The organism is Pseudomonas sp. 10S4 (assembly GCF_034344865.1).
Classification (GTDB): Bacteria; Pseudomonadota; Gammaproteobacteria; order Pseudomonadales; family Pseudomonadaceae; genus Aquipseudomonas.
The window spans coordinates 6521206-6542190 of sequence record NZ_CP133774.1; the positions used below are offsets into that span (position 1 = coordinate 6521206).

14 protein-coding genes and 2 pseudogenes are annotated in these 20985 nt (G+C 60.1%); 2 read left to right on the forward strand and 14 right to left on the reverse strand.

Translation table 11 applies throughout. The features are described from left to right. Window positions 1-4 precede the first annotated feature (4 nt). The gene (locus RHM58_RS30435; RefSeq protein WP_322269005.1) at window positions 5-1705 is read right to left on the reverse strand and encodes a glutamine--tRNA ligase/YqeY domain fusion protein; all 1701 of its coding nucleotides are present in this window, start codon (window positions 1703-1705) and stop codon (window positions 5-7) included. A 267-nt stretch (window positions 1706-1972) separates the two neighbouring features. On the opposite strand from RHM58_RS30435, the gene RHM58_RS30440 reads away from it, so the two are divergent. Together RHM58_RS30440 and lpxH are read left to right on the forward strand one after the other, a co-directional pair. Then, on the forward strand, window positions 1973-2476 hold the full coding sequence (locus RHM58_RS30440) for a peptidylprolyl isomerase (RefSeq protein ID WP_201197107.1): 504 nt from the start codon (window positions 1973-1975) through the stop codon (window positions 2474-2476). After that, entirely contained in the window at window positions 2473-3225 is a 753-nt protein-coding gene (gene lpxH, locus RHM58_RS30445) for a UDP-2,3-diacylglucosamine diphosphatase (RefSeq protein WP_201255510.1), read from the forward strand. The genes RHM58_RS30440 and lpxH overlap by 4 nt, the downstream gene beginning before the upstream one ends. A 118-nt stretch (window positions 3226-3343) precedes the next feature. Here the strand turns inward: lpxH and RHM58_RS30450 are convergent, their stop codons facing one another. From RHM58_RS30450 to RHM58_RS30510, 13 genes and pseudogenes are all read right to left on the reverse strand, one after another. After that, window positions 3344-4873 carry a DHA2 family efflux MFS transporter permease subunit gene (locus tag RHM58_RS30450; protein WP_201255509.1) on the reverse strand — a complete coding sequence of 510 codons (1530 nt, stop codon included), beginning with the start codon at window positions 4871-4873 and terminating at the stop codon, window positions 3344-3346. A 65-nt stretch (window positions 4874-4938) separates the two neighbouring features. After that, a complete protein-coding gene (locus RHM58_RS30455) occupies window positions 4939-6156 on the reverse strand; it encodes an efflux RND transporter periplasmic adaptor subunit (protein WP_201204640.1) in 1218 nt (405 codons plus the stop codon). Window positions 6157-6171: 15 nt separating this feature from the next. Further along, entirely contained in the window at window positions 6172-7641 is a 1470-nt protein-coding gene (locus RHM58_RS30460; protein ID WP_201255508.1) for an efflux transporter outer membrane subunit, read from the reverse strand. Further along, window positions 7638-8111: a MarR family winged helix-turn-helix transcriptional regulator gene (locus tag RHM58_RS30465; RefSeq protein ID WP_201197102.1), complete on the reverse strand. Its 474-nt coding sequence runs from the start codon at window positions 8109-8111 to the stop codon at window positions 7638-7640. Before RHM58_RS30465 ends, RHM58_RS30460 begins: the two co-directional genes overlap by 4 nt. Before the next feature lie 197 nt (window positions 8112-8308). Continuing rightward, on the reverse strand, window positions 8309-9628 hold the full coding sequence (locus tag RHM58_RS30470; RefSeq protein WP_322269006.1) for an OprD family porin: 1320 nt from the start codon (window positions 9626-9628) through the stop codon (window positions 8309-8311). 191 nt (window positions 9629-9819) lie between these two features. Continuing rightward, window positions 9820-10657 (reverse strand): annotated as a pseudogene (locus RHM58_RS30475) (phosphodiesterase). Between the two features lie 24 nt (window positions 10658-10681). Then, window positions 10682-11712, reverse strand: a pseudogene (locus RHM58_RS30480) (ABC transporter ATP-binding protein). Continuing rightward, a complete protein-coding gene (locus RHM58_RS30485; protein ID WP_322269007.1) occupies window positions 11709-12503 on the reverse strand; it encodes an ABC transporter permease in 795 nt (264 codons plus the stop codon). The pseudogene RHM58_RS30480 and the gene RHM58_RS30485 overlap by 4 nt, the downstream one beginning before the upstream one ends. Further along, on the reverse strand, window positions 12500-13369 hold the full coding sequence (locus RHM58_RS30490; protein ID WP_201255504.1) for an ABC transporter permease: 870 nt from the start codon (window positions 13367-13369) through the stop codon (window positions 12500-12502). The genes RHM58_RS30485 and RHM58_RS30490 overlap by 4 nt, the downstream gene beginning before the upstream one ends. Continuing rightward, the gene (locus RHM58_RS30495; RefSeq protein ID WP_201255503.1) at window positions 13370-14374 is read right to left on the reverse strand and encodes an ABC transporter substrate-binding protein; all 1005 of its coding nucleotides are present in this window, start codon (window positions 14372-14374) and stop codon (window positions 13370-13372) included. It abuts the gene before it with no gap. Next, complete coding sequence (locus RHM58_RS30500) at window positions 14358-15377, reverse strand: substrate-binding domain-containing protein (RefSeq protein ID WP_201255502.1); 1020 nt, start codon at window positions 15375-15377, stop codon at window positions 14358-14360. The genes RHM58_RS30495 and RHM58_RS30500 overlap by 17 nt, the downstream gene beginning before the upstream one ends. Before the next feature lie 182 nt (window positions 15378-15559). Next, window positions 15560-19228, reverse strand: a complete 3669-nt coding sequence (locus RHM58_RS30505) for a translocation/assembly module TamB domain-containing protein (RefSeq protein WP_322269008.1) — start codon at window positions 19226-19228, stop codon at window positions 15560-15562. Further along, window positions 19225-20955, reverse strand: a complete 1731-nt coding sequence (locus RHM58_RS30510; RefSeq protein WP_322269009.1) for an autotransporter assembly complex family protein — start codon at window positions 20953-20955, stop codon at window positions 19225-19227. The genes RHM58_RS30505 and RHM58_RS30510 overlap by 4 nt, the downstream gene beginning before the upstream one ends. Between the last annotated feature and the right edge of the window lie 30 nt (window positions 20956-20985).

The following is a 20985-nucleotide window of genomic DNA, read 5'->3' on the forward strand; positions in this document are numbered from 1 at the left end:
TGAATCACTGGCCCCACGAATCACGCAAGGTCACGGTACGGTTGAAGACCGGATGACCTGGTTTCGAGTCCTTGATATCCGCGCAGAAGTAGCCTTCGCGCTCGAACTGGAAACGGTCTTCCGGCTGTGCATTGCCCAGCGAAGGCTCAGCACGACAACCAGTGAGAACTTGCAGCGAGTCAGGGTTGATGTTGTCCAGGAAACTGGCGCTGTCTTCGGCCTTCTCAGGGTTGGCCGAGCGGAACAGACGATCGTACAGACGCACTTCGCACTCGACGCTGGCAGCCGCCGGCACCCAGTGCACCACGCCTTTGACCTTGCGACCTTCAGGGTTCTTGCCCAGTGTTTCCGGGTCGTAGGAGCAACGCAGTTCGACGATGTTGCCATCGGCGTCCTTGATCGCTTCGTCGGCACGGATCACGTAGCTGCCGCGCAGACGCACTTCGCCGTTCGGTTCCAGGCGCTTGTAGCCTTTTGGCGGCTCTTCCATGAAGTCTTCACGGTCGATGTAGATCTCACGGGCGAACGGCAGCTTGCGCACGCCCAGTTCTTCTTTCTGCGGATGACGCGGCAGTTCGAGGTTCTCGACCTGGTCTTCCGGGTAGTTGGTAATCACCACCTTCAACGGACGCAGCACGCACATGGCGCGCGGAGCGTTCTGGTCCAGATCCTGACGGATGCTGAACTCGAGCATGCCGAAATCGACGACGCCGTCAGAACGGTTGGTACCGACCATGTCGCAGAAGTTGCGGATCGATTTCGGCGTGTAGCCACGGCGGCGGAAACCCGACAGCGTGGACATGCGCGGATCGTCCCAGCCGAACACGTGCTTTTCATCGACCAGTTGCTTGAGCTTGCGCTTGCTGGTGATCGTGTAGTTCAGGTTCAGGCGGCTGAACTCGTACTGACGCGGGTGCGCCGGCACTGGCAGAGCGTCCAGGAACCACTCGTACAGCGGACGATGGCTTTCGAACTCCAGGGTGCAGATCGAGTGAGTGATGCCTTCGATGGCGTCCGACTGACCGTGTGTGAAGTCGTAGTTCGGGTAGATGCACCACTTGTCACCGGTCTGGTGATGGTGAGCGTGACGGATGCGATACATGATCGGATCGCGCAGGTTCATGTTCGGCGAGGCCATGTCGATCTTGGCCCGCAGTACACGTGCGCCGTCCTGGAATTCGCCGGCCTTCATGCGGGCGAACCAGTCGAGGTTTTCTTCCACGGAACGGTCACGGAACGGGCTGTTTTTGCCCGGCTCGGTCAGGCTGCCACGGTATTCCTTGGCTTGCTCCGGGCTCAGGTCATCAACGTAGGCCTTGCCGGCCTTGATCAGCTCGACGGCCCAGTCGTGCAACTGGTCGAAATACTGCGAGGCGTAGCGCACTTCGCCGGACCATTCAAAGCCCAGCCATTTGATGTCGCTTTCGATCGCGTCGATGTATTCCTGGTCTTCCTTGGCCGGGTTGGTGTCGTCGAAACGCAGGTGCGTGACGCCGCCAAATTCCTGGGCCAGGCCGAAGTTCACGCAAATCGACTTGGCGTGACCAATGTGCAGGTAGCCGTTGGGCTCAGGCGGGAAACGGGTGACGATCTGCGTGTGCTTACCCGAGTCCAGGTCCGCCTGGATGATCGGGCGCAGGAAATTGACCGGCACAACAGGGCCAGTCTTGGAATTCGAGGTAGGGTCGACAGTGGGCTTGCTCATAGGATCCTTGAACGTACGAGTGCGCGGCCGGAACTAAAGGCCTGACAAAACAAAGCCGCTATCATAGCCGATGCTGTCAAGCTGCTGACAGAGCAGGCCCTAAATCAGGTGTGTTTAATCCACCTGTTTTGAAAAACAGCCTCGAAATTCGCGCCTGTCGCGCTAAACTGCGCACCTTGGCTGTTGCTGGCCAAACCGGTTGAGGGCTCAAACGCCCCGAAACCCACGAATTCATTAAAATGCTTCTTTTATAAAGAGTCCCCGATCATGACCCAAGTCAAACTGACCACCAACCATGGCGACATCGTCCTGGAATTGAACGCTGAAAAGGCACCGCTGACCGTTGCCAACTTCATCGAATACGTCAAGGCCGGCCACTACGAAAACACCGTTTTCCACCGTGTGATCGGTAACTTCATGATCCAGGGCGGCGGTTTCGAGCCAGGCATGAAAGAAAAGAAAGACAAGCGCCCAAGCATCCAGAACGAAGCTGACAACGGCCTGCCGAACGAGAAGTACACCGTGGCCATGGCGCGCACCATGGAGCCGCATTCGGCTTCCGCCCAGTTCTTCATCAACGTGGCTGACAACAGCTTCCTGAACCACAGCGCCAAGACCACTCAGGGCTGGGGCTACGCGGTATTCGCCAAAGTTGTTGCCGGCACCGACGTCGTCGACAAGATCAAAGGCGTGAGCACCACTTCCAAGTCCGGCCATCAGGACGTACCAGCAGACGACGTGATCATCGAGAAAGCCGAGATCATTGAGTGATATTGCTGATTTCAGACTTGCATCTGGAAGAGGAGCGCCCGGACATAACCCGGGCGTTTCTGGATTTGCTCGCCGGACGCGCCCGGACAGCGAGTGCGCTGTACATCCTCGGCGACTTTTTCGAGGCGTGGATTGGCGACGATGCCATGACGCCGTTCCAGCGCTCCATCTGCCAGGCCCTGCGCAATCTTAGCGACAGCGGCACGGCCATTTTTCTGATGCACGGCAATCGTGACTTCCTGCTCGGCAAGGCGTTCTGCAAAGAAGCCGGCTGTACGCTGCTGAAGGACCCGAGTGTCGTGCAGTTTTACGGCGAGCCGGTGCTATTGATGCACGGCGACAGCCTCTGCACCCGCGATGTCGGCTATATGAAGCTGCGGCGCTACCTGCGCAACCCCATCACCCTGTTCATCCTCCGGCATCTGCCGTTGAGCACCCGGCATAAACTGGCACGCAAGCTGCGCAGCGAAAGCCGTGCGCAGACGCGGATGAAGGCTAACGACATTGTCGATGTGACGCCGGACGAAGTGCCGCGCATCATGCAGGCATTTGCCGTGAAAACCCTGATTCATGGGCACACCCATCGCCCGGCGATTCACAAGTTGCAGATTGGCGAGCAAGCGGCCAAACGCATCGTGCTGGGGGATTGGGATCGTCAGGGCTGGGCGTTGCAGGTGGATGAGAACGGGTTTGCGCTGGCACCCTTCGACTTCGCCCCGCCGCCACAACTGGCAGCACCCGCAAACTGACCGCCAAAACACAAAACCCTTGTGGGAGCGGGCTTGCTCGCGATGGCGTCATGTCAGTCAGTATCTCTATCAACTGATCTACCGCTATCGCGAGCAGGCTCGCTCCCACAGGGTTTGCTTAGTGACCGGAGGCCGCCGGCCCGGCCTTCGCCGCAAACGGCGGTTTGGCCAGCCACACGATCAGCATCAACCCCATGAATCCCCACCCGAGCAACGTGAAGTAATCCACGGTGGAGAGCATGTACGCCTGACTGGTCAGCACTTGATCGAGTTGCGCATACGCCGGGGTACCCGCCCCGCCCAGTGTGTTCAAGGCATCCCGGGTCGGTTGGTCATAGGAGGTGATGCTTTCGCTCAAGTACGCGTGATGCTGGTCCGCCCGGCGAATCCAGATCCAGGTGGTCAACGACGCCGCGAAGCTACCGCCCAATGTCCGCAAGAACGTCGCCAGGCCCGCGCCATCGGCGATCTGGCTCGGCGGCAAGTCCGACATCAAAATGCTCAAGGTCGGCATAAAGAACAGCGCCACGCCAATGCCCATGAACAGTTGCACCAACGCGATGTGCTGGAAGTCGACCTCGTTGGTAAACCCGGCGCGCATAAAGCAGCTCAGGCCAATCGCCAGGAACGCCAGGCCGGCCAACAGTCGCAGGTCGAACTTGTTCGCGTACTTGCCGACAAACGGCGACATCAGCACCGGTAGAATCCCGATGGGCGCTACCGCCAGACCGGCCCAAGTGGCGGTGTAGCCCATCTGGGTTTGCAGCCATTGCGGCAGGATCAGGTTGATACCGAAGAACCCGGCGTAACCCAACACCAACACAATGGTGCCGATACGGAAATTGCGGTAAGCAAACAGCCGCAGATTCACCACAGGATGTTGGTCGGTCATTTCCCAGATGATAAACACCGCCAGGGCAATCACCGAAATCGCCGCTCCAATGATGATGAAGTTCGATTCGAACCAGTCCAGGTCGTTGCCTTTATCGAGGATCACCTGCAACGCGCCGACCCCTATGATCAACGTGATCAAACCAACGTAGTCCATCGGCTGACGGCTGGTTTCCACCGGACGCGCCTTGAGCTGCGAGCGCACCACCATCACCGCGAAGATCCCGATCGGCACGTTGATAAAGAAGATCCACGGCCAGCTATAGCTGTCGGTAATCCAACCGCCAAGGATCGGGCCGGCAATCGGCGCCACCACCGTGACCATCGCCAGCAACGCCAGGGCCATGCCGCGCCTCGCTGGGGGATACACCGCAATCAACAGCGTCTGCGTCATCGGGTACAACGGCCCGGCCACCAAGCCTTGAAGTACGCGGAAACCGATCAATTCCGGCATCGACGTCGAGATACCGCAAAGAAACGAGGCCAGTACAAACAGAATCGTGGCCCAGAGAAACAGCTTCACCTCACCGAAACGCCGGCTCAGCCAGCCAGTCAGTGGCAACGCAATGGCGTTACTGACCGCAAACGATGTGATGACCCAAGTGCCCTGCTCCGAACTCACGCCCAGGTTGCCGGAAATCGTCGGCAAGGCCACGTTGGCAATGGTGGTGTCGAGCACTTGCATGAAGGTCGCCAGCGACAGGCCAATGGTGCTGAGCAGCAGGCTGGGCGGCGTGAAAGACGCGTTATTGCTCATCGCGAATCCTATGTAACTTGGCGTGCGCGGCGCCGTTTAACCGGCGCCGCTGAGGGATTGGCGAATCAGCGTTGCGCGGTCTTGCTGACCGCAGCGCTGTTGTCATGGATCAACTGGGTGATCATCGCGTCGGCTTCGGTCAACTGACGGTCATACACGTTGGTGCTGAACGAAGCCTTTTGTGGCGGCTGTTGCGCCAGTACCGGACCGCTCTGGTCGTGCAGGTTCACATCGACCTGAGTCGACAGACCAACGCGCAACGGGTGTTTAGCCAGCTCTTCGGCGTTGACGTGAATCCGCACCGGTACGCGTTGGACGATCTTGATCCAGTTACCGGTGGCGTTCTGCGCTGGCAACAAGGCGAACGCGCTGCCGGTCCCGGCGCCGAGGCTGTCGATGGTGCCGCTGAACTTCACATCGCTGCCGTACAGGTCGGCTTCGATGTCCACCGGTTGGCCGATGCGCATGTCACGCAGTTGGGTTTCCTTGAAGTTGGCGTCGATCCACAGTTGATCCAGTGGAATCACCGCCATCAGCGCCGTACCCGGCTGAACCCGTTGGCCCAGTTGCACCGAGCGTTTGGCCACATAACCGGTGACCGGCGCGATCAAGGTACTGCGGGAATTATTCAGGTAAGCCTGACGCACTTGCGCGGCGGCGGACATCACATCCGGGTGCGACGACACGACGGTGTCATCGACCAGCGCGCTGGTGGTCTTGAGCTGCTGCTGGGCATTGGCCAGGGCGTTTTGCGCCGAGGTCAGGTCGTCGCGAGCGTGGGACAGTTCTTCCTGGGAAATCGCGCCGCCAGCGGCGAGGTTTTTCCGGCGATTGAAGTTGTCCTGGGCTTTTTGCACGTTAGCCTGCTGGGCGTTGACCTGGGCTTTCATGCCGTCGACATTGCTGTACAAGCCGCGAACCTGACGCACGGTGCGAGCCAGGTTGGCCTGGGCACTTTGCAGACCGACTTCAGCATCGTTCGGGTCAAAGTTGACCAGCACCTGGCCTTCGTGGACCAGATCGCCATCATCGGCACCGATGCTCACCACGGTACCGGTGACCAGCGGGGTGATTTCCACCACGTTGCCGTTCACGTAGGCGTCGTCGGTGCTTTCGTTCCAGCGACCGTAGAGCTCGTGATAGGCCCAGACGCCGACACCGGCGAGGATCACCAGAATCGCCAGCACCGTCAGCATGATTTTGCGTTTGCGCGGGTTGCTGGTGTCCGGGGCGTTTTCAGGCGCTTTGTTAGTTGGAGCAGAAGTCGTTTCGGCAGTGGCCATGACAGATACCTTGAATTAGTTGTTCAGCTTGGCTGGAGCTGGATTGGCCGAGGCGATGGTTTCACTCTGGAAACCGCCACCCAGCGCCTGCATCAGTTGGATCGACAGGTCGATCTGCTCGGCATTCAGGTTCGCCAGTTGACGCTGGGCCTGGAGCAATTGCTGTTCGATGCTGAGCACATCCAGGTAATTGCCGATGCCGGAACCGTAGCGCTGGACCACGGTGTTGTAAGAGTCCTGGGCGATCTCGGTGGCGTGCTGCTGGGCACCAATCTGCCGGCCGATATCGCGCAACTGGTTGATGGTGTCGCTGACATCCCCCAGCGCCTTGACCAGACTCTTGTTGTACTGCGCCACCGCCAGGTCATAGTCGGCGTCGCGGGAATCGAGGTTGGCGCGCAGGCGGCCACCGTCGAAAATCGGCACCGAAATCGTCGGCGCGATATTGAAGAAACGACTGGCCGAACCGAACATTGCGTCACCCAATAAGGATTCGGCACCGGCAGCGGCCGTAAGGTTCAGGTTGGGATAGAACTGGGTTTTGCTTGCGGCAATGTTCTTGCTCGCCGCCTCAACCCGCCAGCGTGCCGCGACCAGATCCGGGCGACGACCGAGCAACTCGGCCGGCAGCACCGACGGCAAGGCCACGGCGCTGGCCTGAAGGATTTTCGGCCGGGTGATTTCGTTGCCGCGGTCCGGACCTTTGCCGAGCAGTACGGCCAATGCAATTTTGGCGCTGTTCAGCTGTTTTTCGGCGTCGATCAGGCTCGCTTCGGAGCTGGCTTCCAGGCTTTCGGTCTGCTGGAACTGGTACTGACTGTCGATCCCGGAATTCAAACGACGCTGACTCAGATCAAGCATTTGTTTGGTGCGCTTGAGGTCGTCATTGGACAAGTCATAAACGATGTGCGCCTGCCCCAGATCGCTGTAGGCGCGAGCGACGTCGGCGGACAAGGTCAATTGCGCGGCTTGCTGATCGACTTCGGCGGCGCGGGCCTGGCCCAGTGCGGCTTCCCAAGCGTCACGCTGACCGCCCCAGAGGTCGAAGTTGTAATTGAAACTGGCGCTGATGTTACGCACGGTGGCGTAGGTGTCGCCCTTACCCGACGGGTCTTGATCTTTGGCCAGCCGCGAACGACTGACGCCGGCGCTGGCATCGAGGGTCGGCATCCGCGCAGCGTCGGCGGCATATGCGGCGGCACTGGCTTGGTGGGCGCGGGCTTCGGCGATTTGCATGTCCGGACTGTCGTGCAGGGCTTCGCGGATCAGACCGTCGAGTTGTGGGTCGCCGAGGCTTTTCCACCAGTCGCTTTTCGGCCAGGCCGCCGGCGACAAGGTCACGCCAGTGAGGGATTGCCCGGCCTTCAGGGTTTTCGCATCGAGGCTTTTGCCTTCGGTGTCCAAGCCGCTGTAACTGGCGCAACCGGCCAGGGTCATGGCCGCGAGCACCAGGCTCAGGCCGCTACGCAAGGTTCTACTGCTCATTTATCACCTACCCGCAGCAGCGTGATCGAGTCACCGGCTGCTACCAAGATTTTCTTCAGGATCAATTCCAGGGTTTTCAACTCGTCCGGGCTGATGGCGCCAGCCAGTTCATTCATGGCGTCGGCGCCGATGTGCGGCAGGCGGTCGGCGAGCTTCTGGCCTTCCTCAGTCAACATCAGTTGCACCTGGCGTCGATCAGCCTCGGAGCGTTGACGGGCAAGAAATCCTTTCTGCTCCAGACGATCGAGCATGCGCGTCATCGAACCGCTGTCCAGCGACAGGTGACGGCACAGCTCGGCCGGGGTATCGACACCGAACTGGGCCATGATGATCAGCACTTTGAACTGCGCGGCGGTGATGCCGTGGGGTTCCATGTGCGTGTCGATGATCCGGTCCTTGAGCAGCGCAGCGCGCCCGAGCAAGAGGCCGAGGTGGCAATTACGGAATTCGTCTGGGGTGAAATGTTTCATCTGACCACCAATTAGCTGCCTAGGCAGAGAATGTATGTCGAGATGTTACTGCCTAGGCAGCGAATGTCAACGTAATAGTTAGGATGCTTTGTATTTAGCTGATCAGCGGCGGGGAGATGGGGCGGGGCAAATCGTCGGCAGGAACAGGATCACGCACGTAATCGTGAACCTGTTCGCCGATGGGCTTTAAGGCGGCCTTACATCAAAGGAATGGAATAGCTCACGATCAGGCGATTCTGATCCTGGTCGCGGGCGATATCGCTGCGCGACATTGCGTTGCGCCAGCCGAAGCCGACGTTCTTCAACGCGCCACTTTGAATCACATAATCCAGGGAGATATCTCGCTCCCATTCGCTCGCGTCCTGGCCGCTGGTCGTCTGGATGTTGCTGCCCTTGAGGTACATGACCGAAGCCTTCAGGCCTGGAACTCCCATTGCGGCGAAATCGTAGGCGTATTGTGCGAAAGCGGTTCGCTCACCGGCCTGGATGAAGGTTTGAATGGTGCGGTCGGTGTACAGATAAAGACTGGCGCCGCCCTCGCCTTTGTCGACCAACCCGCCCTGATTGAGTTGAGCAAAGTTGCTGTCATCGGAAACGCTTTGATAACCCGCCGTAATGGCATGGCCGCCTAACGAGTAAATAAATGCCGCACTCCAGGTATCGTTGTCGATTTCACCCGTCCCGTCTTTGGTATACCCCCCGAACTTGTAGCCACTGGCACGCCCGGCTGCACTGCTGTTCTTGCCATCGGAAGTGGTCTTGAAATATCGCAAGTCGGTTTTCAGCGAGCCGTATTCACCCAACGGCAGTACATGCAATAAACCGGCGAAGTGCTGTTGGTAATAGTCTTCGAGATTGGCGTAGTAATACTGGGCAGTCAGGTCTTTAGTCAGTTTGTAATCACCGCCGGCAAAGGTGAACTTGTTGCTTTCCTGGGTGGCACCCGCCACCGCAAGGCCGGCGCTGTCGCTGGAACCACGGCCAGTGGCATGCTCAATTTGGCCGGCGGTAAAGGTCAGGTTATCGAGTTCGTTGCTGGTGACCTGACCGCCCTCAAAGGTTTGTGGCAGCAGTCGGCCATCGTTCGCCACCAGAATCGGCAACTTCGGCTGCAAGGTGCCGTAGCGCAACTCGGTCTTGGAGAACCGCATCTTTGCCGTCGCGCCGACACGGCCCCATTGGTCCGCGGCCTTATCGCCATCGCTGGGAATCATTGAACTGCCGACATGCCGTCCTTCACCGCTATCGAGCTTGATCCCAAGCAAACCGATCGCATCCAGACCGAAACCCACCGTACCGTCGGTGAACCCCGACTGATAGTTGAGCATGAAGCCCTGGCCCCACTCTTCGATTTTCGACGGCGCGGCGGCACCGTCGCGGTTATCGTTATTGAAATAGAAGTTACGCAAGTTCAAGTTGGCTTTACTGTCATTAATGAAATCAGCAGACGCCAAGGGACTCAGGGCCATGCCCAAACCGCCGGTCAAAAAACTTAATACTTGGAACGAGGCTTTCATCAGGGCGAACTCCAGCGCAGAAGCCATGTTCTGTGCGCAGTAAAAAGACAGCAGGAAGCAACGGGCCCACCAATGGATAGGTCCGTGCATTAAGTCATCATTGAGATAAACGTCGTGTAACCGTATTAAGTGGCCGTCGTTAAAACCTCCCCAAACTAAATAAGGACAGCATCGTCATCGTCCTGGTGTTATCAGTCGATCAATCCATGAACGTCATAAAACGGATAAGGCCCGGCGTATTCACCGAACACGGCGTTGTGGGTCACCAGACCGTGTAGCGGATGCCAGCGATGCACCAAGTACCCCGCCGGCTCCAGATTGAAATGTGCAGGTGCGGATTCCTCCAGATCCAGCACGATCTGGTGGGAAGTGCCGGGGCACACACAACTCAGCGAGCCGCCGAAGCGACGCTGCATCGGCCGATGCAAATGCCCGCAGAGCAAGCGCTCTACCTGCGGATGGCGAGCGACGAGCGCTTCCAGCGCAGCAGCATTGATAAACGGTCTCGTGGTTCCGGATGTGGCCGATGCCGGTGATAAACGGCGGATGATGGAGAATCAACAGCGTCGGTACATTGGGGCGACGGGACAATTGCTCATCGAGCCAGCGCAACTGGCTGTCCAGCACCTGACCGCCATGGGCGCCAGGCCGGGTCGAGTCCAGGCCGATCAGGCGCACCGGGTGCTCCTCGACCACCCAATCAAGCGGCGCATTTGCGTTAGTCGGCAAATAGCAGTGATGGGTAAATCCCGCCAGTAGCTGCTCGCGATCATCGTGATTGCCGGGTACCAGATAGACAGGCATGTGCAAACGCGCCAGTTCGCGCTTCAGCACCGCGTATTCATCGGCACGGCCGAAATCCACCAGGTCGCCGCTGATGACCACGATGTCGGGGCGCGGCTGCCTGGCATTCAAATGATCGACCGCGCGCCGCAACGCTCCCAGACAATCGACCACGCCGTAGGTCAGCTTTTGATCGGCTTTAAGGTGCAAATCGCTGATCTGCGCAATAAGAAACGGACTGTTCAAAATAAGTGCTCTTAAACAAAAACATTACGAATGCAGGGTGAACAACACGTGTGGTTCTATGGCCAGGGCAATCAGCGCGCCGGTGGCATGAATGACGCCGTCAGCGCTGTCGACCAGCAATGGCTGCTCAGCCCCAACGTCCACCAACAGGCGGCTTTGCGCCCCCTGGAAAAACTGCCCCACCAGACGACCGCGCACATGCCCGGCACCGTCCATCACCCGCAAGTGCTCAGGACGGCAGTACACCGTCTTCGGCACGGGTATGCCCTTCCAGGGCAACTCGCCGCCGCTGACCTTCAAGCCATGGGCGGTCGGTTCGATCACCGGGAACGCATTGAGGTTGCCGACGAAACTGGCGACAAACGCGTTGGCGGGTTGCTGATAGATGTCTCGCGGCGTGGCAAGTTGCGCGACGCGTCCGCGCTCCATGACCAGAATCCGATCCCCCAGCGCCATGGCCTCGCCCTGGTCGTGCGTCACAAACACCGAGGTAATGCGCAAGCTGCGCAGCAGTTGATCCAGCTCGCTGCGCAGCCGTTCGCGCAACTGTGCATCCAGCGCCGCCAACGGCTCATCGAGCAGCAACACCCGAGGCCGGGGTGCCAACGCACGGGCGAGTGCTACCCGTTGACGCTGGCCGCCGGACAACTCGTGAATGCGGCGTTTGCCGTGATCCTGCAGGCCGACCAGTTCTAGCAACTCGGCGCAACGCTTGTTGCGTTCGGCGGGCGACAGGCCTCTTATCTTCAGGCCGTAAACAATATTGCCGGCCACGTCCAGGTTCGGAAACAACGCGTAATTCTGAAACACCATGCCCACGTCGCGGCGCTCGATGGGCAGGCGTGTGACGTCCCTGTCGGTAAAAAAATCCGCCCGACATCCGGGCGCTCAAGACCGGCGATCATGCGCAACGTGGTGGTTTTACCGCAACCGGACGGGCCGAGGATCGCCAGGGTTTCCCCGGCCTCGATGGTCAGGTTCAAATCATCTACAGCAACGGTGCCGTCAGAGAACGCCTTGCGGCAACCCTGCAGGCGAATAGTGGTTCCAGTCATCGACGCTCTCCACGAGAAAGACGGGCGCTGATGGCCTGCAACGCAATCAGCAGCGGCACGATCATCAACAGAAATATCAGGGTGTAGGCGCTGGCCACTTCCAGCCGCGCCGAGGCATAGCTGTCGGCCAGGCCCACCGGCAAGGTCTTGGTCATTGGAGTGTGAAGCATCCAGGTCAGGTTGAACTCACCCAACGACAGGGTGACGACCATCAGCACCCCGGCCAGTATCCCGGCCCGACAATTGGGCACTACCACACTGAAGAAACGCTTGATCGGCCCGGCACCGAGACTCGCCGCTGCTTCTTCGAGTGTCGGCAGTTGCTGACGCTGCATCACCGCCATCACCGGGCGCACCAGAAACGGCAAGGTAAACAGCACATGGCCCACCAGGATAAACAGCCAACTGCTGCGAAATTCGCCGAACTTCCCGTAGGTAAGCAGCAACGCCAAGGCACTGGCCAAGCCCGGCATTGCCACGGGCAACACCATCAGCTCTTCGAATGCGCGGCTGAAGCGGTTGTTCATCCGCACCAGGGCATAAGCCGCCGGCACGCCGATCACGCAAACGCACACGGCACAGGCAACCGCCAATTGCAGCGATAACCAGACCGTCGGCGAGTAGCTTTGCCAGACCTGTATCAACCAGTCCAACGTCAGGCCACTGGACACCCCGACGAAGTAATTGCGCGTCAGCCCCGCCAACAACGACATCAGCACGGGCACCAACATGAAGGCACATACCAGCAGGGTAAAAACCAGCTGTGCGATAAACAGCGTTGTTCGTTTCAAAAAACCGCCCCCGACTGTTTGGCCACGCGCCGTGCCAGTAACAGCACCGCCCAGGTGACTGCTCCGAGGATGACTGACAGCGCAGCGGCCACGGTGAAATTGGCGTAGTTGGTGAACACGTTATAGATGGCCACGGGGGTCACGTTCAGCCGTGTGCCCAAGGTGAACGCAGTGCCGAAAGCGCCCATCGACGTCGCGAAACATATGGCGCCGCAGGACACCAGCGCAGGGGCCAGCCCTGGCACGATCACGTCGCACACCACCCGCCAATGCCCGGCACCGAGTGAGTGCGCGGCTTCTTCCAGGCTGCGATCAAGGCTTTCACACGCGGCCATCACCGTGAGAATCACCCGCGGAATCGAGAAGTACAGATAACCGATGAACAGCCCCGTCAGCGAGTAAGCGAAAATCCAGCGCTCACCCGCCAGCTCTAGACCGAGCGCGGCAAACAGGCCTTGTCGACCTGCCAGCAGAATCACCAGAAAACCGACCACCACCCCGGGAAACGCCAGCGGAAACGTCAGCAGCGCAACCAACGCCGAGCGCCCGAAGAACTGCTGGCGAGCGAGAAATACCCCGCTGATGCCACCGACCAGCAACGCCGCCAGTGTCACCACCGCCGCCAGGATGCAGGTCTGCACCAGGCTGCCCAGGTATTGCGCACTACTCAGCACTTGCCAATAGCCAGTGTCGCTGCCGTCACGCCGTTGCCCACCCAGCAGAATCAAATGCGCCAGCGGCAACAGCCAGAACGCGAGCAGGACCGCTGCCGCCGGGGCCAGCGCCCAGGCAGCTGTCGGTCTCAAGCGCTGCAAAACATCGCGGCGGGACGAGACGTCCTGCACGTTGAGCGGCACAGTCGTCACTTACTTGACCTCACTCAGATAGCGCGCAGCAAAGGCTTCCTGCACCGCCGCCATTTTTTCGTAATCGACCACGCCGGCGCGGGCATAGTCACTGTCTGGGAGGAACTGCGCGGCGACGTCGGTCGGCATCTTCATCTCGCGAACCGGGCGCAGATACGCCTTGGCCCACAACGCCTGCCCCTGGTCGGACAGTACAAAATCCAGGACTTTTTCGGCGTTGGCGCGATGCGGCGCGTTATCGACCACGCTCATCACGTAAGGCACGCTGATACTGCCTTCCCTGGGAATCACGAACGCGACATTGGCCTTGTCTTTGTAGCGCGCGCGGTAAGCGTTGAAGTCGTAGTCGACCAGAATCGGCAGCTCACCGGAAAGCACCCGCGCATACGCGGTTTGTTTCGGCACGATGGGCGCGTTTTTCGCCAGTTTCTGGAAGTAATCGATGGCGGGCGCGAAGTTATCCAGGGTCCCGCCCATTGCCTGATTAATGGCGACCGCCGACACGTAACCGACGAATGCACTGGACGGGTCAAGGTAACCGACCATGCCTTTGTACTCAGGCTTGAGCAGATCAGCCCAGCTCTGTGGAACCGGCAAGCCGCCCAGCGCATCGACGTTGACCATTATCCCCAGCGTGCCGGAATGAATCGCAAACCAATGCCCCTGGGGGTCTTTCAACCCGGCCGGAATCTGCTCCCAGCCCTTGGGTTTGTATGCCCCGACCACTCCGGCTTTTTGTGCCTGCAAACCGAACGTCACGCCGTAATACACCACGTCCGCTACCGGTGCGGCATGCTCGGCAACCAACTGCGCCAGGGACTGGCCGGAGTTTTTGTTATCCAGCGGTACCTGCACGCCCGTGGTGTCGGCAATGGCCTTGAGTTGCGTGCCCCAGTCCGCCCATTCCGGCGGACAGTTGTAGCAAATCGCCGTTTCAGCGGCCTGGGCCAGGCCGGCCATGCCACACAGCCATAACACCGCCAGGGTTTTAGTGAAGCGGATCATCGAGTGTCTCCTCGTAGGGTTGAGTACTTTCGCCGGGCCGGACATGGCAAGGCAGGCAATGGGAAACCGGGGCGGCGCCAGTAATCTGCGCCAACAGTTGATCAATGACGGTGCTGGCCAGCGTGGCGATTGGCTGCACCACGCTGCAAAGCGTGGGGTGCATTTGTGTGCCCAGGGCTATGCCGTCAAAACCGATCACCGAGAGTTGTCGAGGCACGTTCCAGCCGTGCCGGCGCAGTTCGGCGATCAGGCTGATCGCCAGCAAATCGTTGGAACAGACCAACGCGCTGGGCGCCTGTGGTCCGGACAAAAAAGGTTCAAGGGCGGCGAAATCGGCCTGGGTATGGGCGGGCATTTCGATTACCGGCAAGCTGTCGAGGCCGTGCTCACGCATCGCGTCGCCATAACCGGCGTAACGCAGGCGGGCACGGTCGGACTGCAATGCCGGGCCGGCGACCATGCCAATCCGCCGATGCCCCGCGTCCAGCAAATAACGCGTGGCCAGCGCCATCCCGGCGCGGTTGTCGACCGACACCGCGCTGTAATCGGGATTGCCCGGTTGGTGATAAGCCAGCACAAACGGCGTGTCCTCGCTGGCGAGGCTTTGCAGTACGCGGTTGCTTTCGGCATCGGTGACCGTTAGCACCAGCCCATCAACCCGCTGACGCAACAACTCCTCGACCACCGCGCTTTCACGCTCGCTGTTGTAATCGGTGGTCGCCAGCAACAAGTTGTAGCCACGCAAACGCGCGGCCCGCTCCATGGCCTGAAACTGCTCGGCGAACACCGGATTGAGGAGATTGGGGACCACCACCCCGATCAGGTTGGTGGTTTGCAAACGCAGTTGGCGGCCGAGGCGATTGGGCCGAAAACCCAGTTCGCGGGCAGCGGCGAAGACTTGCTCGCGGGTCGCCGGACGCACCACCTCGGGGGAGGCAAAGGTCCGCGCGGCAGTTGCCCGCGATACACCTGCCAGTCGCGCAACTTCTTTCAAATCAGTCATTGTCACTCGCTTGAGATCGATCTCATTGGCGAGGACATTACTCAGCGAACATGGCGTTCACGCGATAAACGAATGACATTTTGATGTCAGGCGCACGTCCGATGACGGCACACACCCCCACCAATGTGGGGGCGGCTTGATCACGAAATGCGCGACTCAGTCTTTCTGGAAGGCGCGGGCGTTTAGAAATCCCGCTTGTAAAAGATATCCAGCGAGCTGGCCACACCACTGGCCGCTTCGAGATAAACCTTCTTGCTCAGCTTGTAGCGCAGCGCAATGGTGTTGGCCGGTTCAAACACGCCGACCCCATAACGCAAGCTGAGCTTCTCGGAGATATTGCCGCTGGCCACCACGCTGGTGGTGTTGCCGCTGCCTTGGGTGTCGAGCTGGAAGTCTTGAATGCCCAAGTCCTTGGCCAAGCCACTGGTCACCCCGGAGCTGCCCATCAACCCCAACCCGAGGGCCGCTTGGGCGAGCATGTTGTTGTCTTCGCCGGTGGTGCTCAATGGACGTCCCAACACCAGATAGGACAATGCCTGTTCCTGGCTCATGGCTGGCTCTGAGAAGATTTGCGTGGTTGGCTGTTCGGCGCTGCCGCTCAGGCGTATACCGGCGATCACATCGTCGGTCTGGCGAATGGCTTCGATGTCCAGGTACGGTTGATCGATGGGACCTGCGAACAGCAGGCGTGCCCGACGCACCGTCAGGCGCTGGCCGTAGGCGCGATAACGACCGTCGTTGAGCCAGAGCTCGCCGCGAGTGTCCATGTTGTCGCCGATGTGCACATGACCTTGCACATTCGCGGTCAGGCCAAAACCGGCGAAGGCAAGTTTGTCGTCACCGACCACCACATCGATGTCCATTTTCATGGCAATCGGTGGCTTGCCATCCTCGGTTTGCGCACCGACGATGATCGTGTCATCAGAGACCTTGACCGTCGACGGCGGCAACTCGCGCACGGTGATTTCACCCTTGGGCACCAGCACTTTGCCGGCGATAGACAGCTCATCGCCCTTCATCGAAATTTTCAGGTCCGGCGCCACTTCGAGCTTGGCGTAGGGCTCAACGCTGACCGGCAATTGCGTGCCTTTGAGCGACAGGTCGACGACCAGCGCCTGACCCCAAGCGATGTTGCCGTTCAAGCTGCCCTGCCCGGTCTTGCCGCTTTTCCAGCCGCCATTCAATTGCACGGTTTCGCCGGCGATCACCGCTTGAAGCTGCAAGGCCTCGAGGCTGATGGGCAATTCAGCCCCGGATACTTCGCCATCGCTGAGCACGAGGTTGCCGTTGACCAGCGGCGCCAGCAACCCGCCGGAGAGCGTGCCGCTGCCATTCAAGCGGCCGGTGAGTTTCTCGACCATCGGCACAAACGGCCGGGCCACCGACAGGTCCAGGCCATTGAGGCGGAACGAGCCAGTCAGCGGTTTGTTCTTCGGCAACGGGTTGATTTGCGCCTGCACCATCAATTCGCCCAACTTGCCGCCGACGAAGTTGAGGTCGGTGTCGATGCGCTTGGGCGTGAGTTTGCTGGTGAGTTTCAGGGTCTGGTAGGGGAAGTCCAGCCACTGATCTTTCTCTTTCATGCGCAAGGTGCCGCCGCTGGCGTCAATGCTGATCTGACCGTTCGGGCCGCTGGCCGGCAGGTCGAGTTGCAGGTCGGCGTTAAGCTTGCCCTGCCAGGCGAAATCCTTCGGCAACCATTGGGCGAGGCTGTCGATCGGGAATTGCTTGAGGTGATAACGCAGCTTCGGTTCAGGCATCAGGCGCTGGTCTTCGCCGCACAAACTGGCGTCACCCGACATCCAGCAATGGGCGCCGAAATTGATTTTGCCGTCCGCCAGTCGTTCAAGCTTCGCCGGGCCTTGCAGCTTCCAGTCCTGACCGCCGGCCTGGATATCGCCGCTGGCCAGGCGCCCGCGCCAATTGCCCTTGTCCAGTGCGCCGTCCAGCCCGAGCGCCAGTTTCAGCTTCGGCCCTTGCAGGTCGAGGCTGAGTTTCTGGTTCTTGATATCGCCCTGGCCACTAGCCGTCAGGGTGCCCAGCGAGGTGTCGCCGGCCTGGATGCCGCTGCCCTTGAGGTCGATCTTCGCCCGTTGGGCGCCGTCGAGGGTGGCATCGAGATTGAGGCTTTGCAGGCGATTATCCTGGAAGGCCAGTTGCGAACCTTGCAACCCGAGCTTGCCTTGCGGCGCCTTGAGCGTGCCGGCGACATCGACCCGACCATTGAGCTGGCCGCGCAGTTGCGGCCAGAGTTGGGCCAGTCGCGGCAACTTGATATCGATCTGCCCGGCGAGTTTCTGTTGCAGGCTGCCCTTGCCGTTGATGCTGTTGTCGCCAAGGCGAATCTGCAAGGCACTGAGGTTCCATTGCTCGCCGCCGCCATCAGCCTTGGCCTGGATCACCGCTGGTTGGCCGCGCAGTTTGCCTTTCAAATCGAGATCGGCAGTCAGGCTGAGCTTTTCATTCTTCATCTCGCCTTTACTGCGCAACGGCCCGGCCAGTGTGCCCGGCAGTTCCGCCATCCAGTACGCCGGGTTGATCGCCGACAGGTCCAGCGCGGTGTCCCAGGCGATGCCATCGGCGAATTGCAGGTTCAGGTGGCCTTCGGCCTTGCCCTGCCCGGCTTCGAGTTGGAATTGTTGCAGGTAGATTTTCGTCAGATCGCCGCTGAACGGGCTGCTCAGGCTGAAGGCCCCGGCCGGGCCATCCAGCGCGGCTTTGAAGTTACCGAGGTATTTGCCGTCGGTGTAGGAGACTTCGCCGCTGAAGCTGCGCAACGCGACTTGCGGTTCGTCGATTAGCGGATAAAGCCGATGCCACGGAAAGTCCAGCCAGTCGATTTTTGCCTCGGCGCTGAAACCTTTGCTCCAGTCTAGGTTGCCGGTGAGTTTCAGGCTTTGCTTGTCGTTGGCGGTCAGGTCGAGGCCGGCAATCTGCGCGCCCTTGGCGTCGACCTTGCCTTGCAGCAATAGCGCGACCGGGCCTTTCTCGGCGGGCAGCGTCGCTTTGCCGAACAATTGGTAACCGTTTTTCAGGTCGCCGTCGCCAGTGAGTTCCAGTTGATTGAGTTGCAGAGTGTCCGGCAGATCGTCGCCGGGCTTGAAGCCGTCGGCGGTGATTCGCACCTTGGCCGGCAGGTTGTCCACCAGCGGTTGCAGCTCGCCGGTCAATTGCCCGTTCAGGTAGCCGCTGCTGTCGGCCTTAAGGTTCAGGATTTTCAGCAGGTCGCCGTCAACTTTCAAGGCCAGTACCCAAGGCGCGGGCGTCGACATCGTCAGCGTGCCTTCAGCGGTCAGCGGCCAGTTGCCGCCGGGTTGCAGCAGGCCGGAGAGGTTCAGGCTCAGGTCGTCACGTTGCAATTGCACCGAGTCGATCTGCAACCCTTTGGCCGTCCAGTGCGCCGCCAGTTGCAGGCCCCTGAGCTCTTCGCTGCCGTTGAACAGCAGGCTGCCGACTTTGACGTCACCGAGTTCAATCGCCACCGGCAGTTTCAAATCAGGGAGTTTGATCGGGCCGCTGCTCGCTTCTTCAGTACTCGGCGGGAATTGCAGGCTGACCTGATCGGCCTGCAATTGCTCGATGCACAGGGTCATGCGCGTCAGGCAAAGCGGCGACCAGGCGAAGATCACTTTATTCAGTTCAACCCGGCTGCTGCCCTGCTGCCACAGCAGATGATCGGCGCTCCACTGGCCGCCCAAACGGCCCTGGAAATTCTCCACGGTCAACCCCGGCACAAACCCCAGTGCCCAGCGACTGCCCGTCGCCGTACCCAGCACCGTGGCCACCGCCAGGATGACCAGCATCAGCAGCGCCAGAATCGCCAGCAGCGTTATTTTCAAACCACGATTCACAGCTCAGGCCCCATGGAAAAGTGCAGTCGAATGCCGCCGTCGTCGTCCAGCGCATGGGCCAGGTCGAGGCGCAGCGGCCCCACAGGCGAGACCCAACGGATGCCGATACCGACGCCGCGCTCGTTGAGGTTCGGCAGTTCGAGGGTGTTGAAGGAGTTGCCTTGGTCGACGAAAGTCGCGATCCGCCATTTCTCGGCGATGGAGTATTGATACTCGACGCTGCCAGCGACCATGTAACGGCCACCGATGCGGTCGCCCTCGGAGTTTTCCGGGGACAGGCTCTGATAGTCGTAACCGCGCACGCTCTGATCGCCACCGGCAAAGAAACGCAGGGACGGCGGCACGGACTTATAGCCGTTGGTAGCACTGCCACCCACCTGCAGCCGAGCGAGGAAACGGTGGTTATCGAAAACCGTGGTCAAGCCTTTGATCAGCGCGGTGCCGTAAACCAGGTTGGTGTCCGAGCCCAGCCCTTCCTTGGCAACTTTGGTTTCGAACGTCAGGCGATAGCCGTTGTGCGGGTCGATGCGGTTATCGCTTTTGAGGTACGAATAGCTGACGCCGGGCATCAGCAATGTGCTCAAGCCCGAGTCATCGCCGAGGGTATATTCCTCGCGCTGCCATTTGAGCGAGACCACCCGCTGCCAGCCGCTGGGCAGCTTGCTGTGCCATTCCGGGCCGAGGGTCAGCAGCTTGCTCTGGGTGTCAGAGCCGTCGATGTCTTCATATTGATAGCCGGCGGCCCAGCGCAACTTGTCGGTCAGCGGTGGGTCGAGCGGGATGTCGTAGAACACCCCGACGTTCTGCCGTGGCGCCGACAGTTCGGCTTCCCAGCCATAGCTGTCGCCCTGCGGGTTGACCCAGTGTCGGGTCCAGTTAGCCTTGATCCGCGGGCCGACGTCGGTGGAGTAGCCCAAGCCCAGGCCCATGGTTCGCGGCTTGCGGGTGTCGAGCTTGACCGCCACCGGGATCACATCGTCCTTGGAGGCGGTGGGTGCCGCGTCCACCCGCACGCCCTCGAAATAGCCGCTCGATTGCAGGGCCTGGTTGAGTTCGGCGATCAGTTCGGAGTCATACGGCGCACCGGCCTTGAACGGCACCATGCGTTGCAGCAAGTCTTCGTCGAACGGCGTGTCGCCTTCAAAAGTGACCTTGCCGAGGGCGTAGCGCGGGCCGCTGTCGTAGATCAGTTCGACGTCCGCCACACCGGCACGCGGGTCCACCAACAGCTTTTGGCTGGTGAAACGGCCACTGAAAAAGCCGAAACGCGAGGCCTGGTTCTGGATCAGGCGCTTGGCGTCTTCGTAATGGCCATGATTGAGCACGGCGCCAGGCTGGAGCAGCTCCGGCGGCGGTTTTCGAAAGGATTTGAGGGACGCGGCCGGGCCGTCGATGCGCACGGTGACGTTGCGCAAATGGATCGGTTCGCCTGGGTCGATCTTCAGCGTCAGGCGCGGCTTCTCGCCGCCCTTCACTTCGCTGTCGATTTGCGGCTGGTAATAACCCAAGGCCTGGGCGGCCTTGCGCGCCTGTTCTTCGGCGCCACGACTGAAGCGCAGCAACGCTTCTTCGTCACGATCGCCGAGGCTGCCGATATAGCCCTCTATATTGGCTTTCAGTTCATCGTTGGACGGTTTGATCCGCACATCCAATTCACTTTGCGCCAGCGCCGCGCAGCTGGATAACAGCATGAGCACGCCACTGGTAAATCTTCCTGGAAACTTCATAGGCGCGGATGCTATCACGAGCTTGGGAGC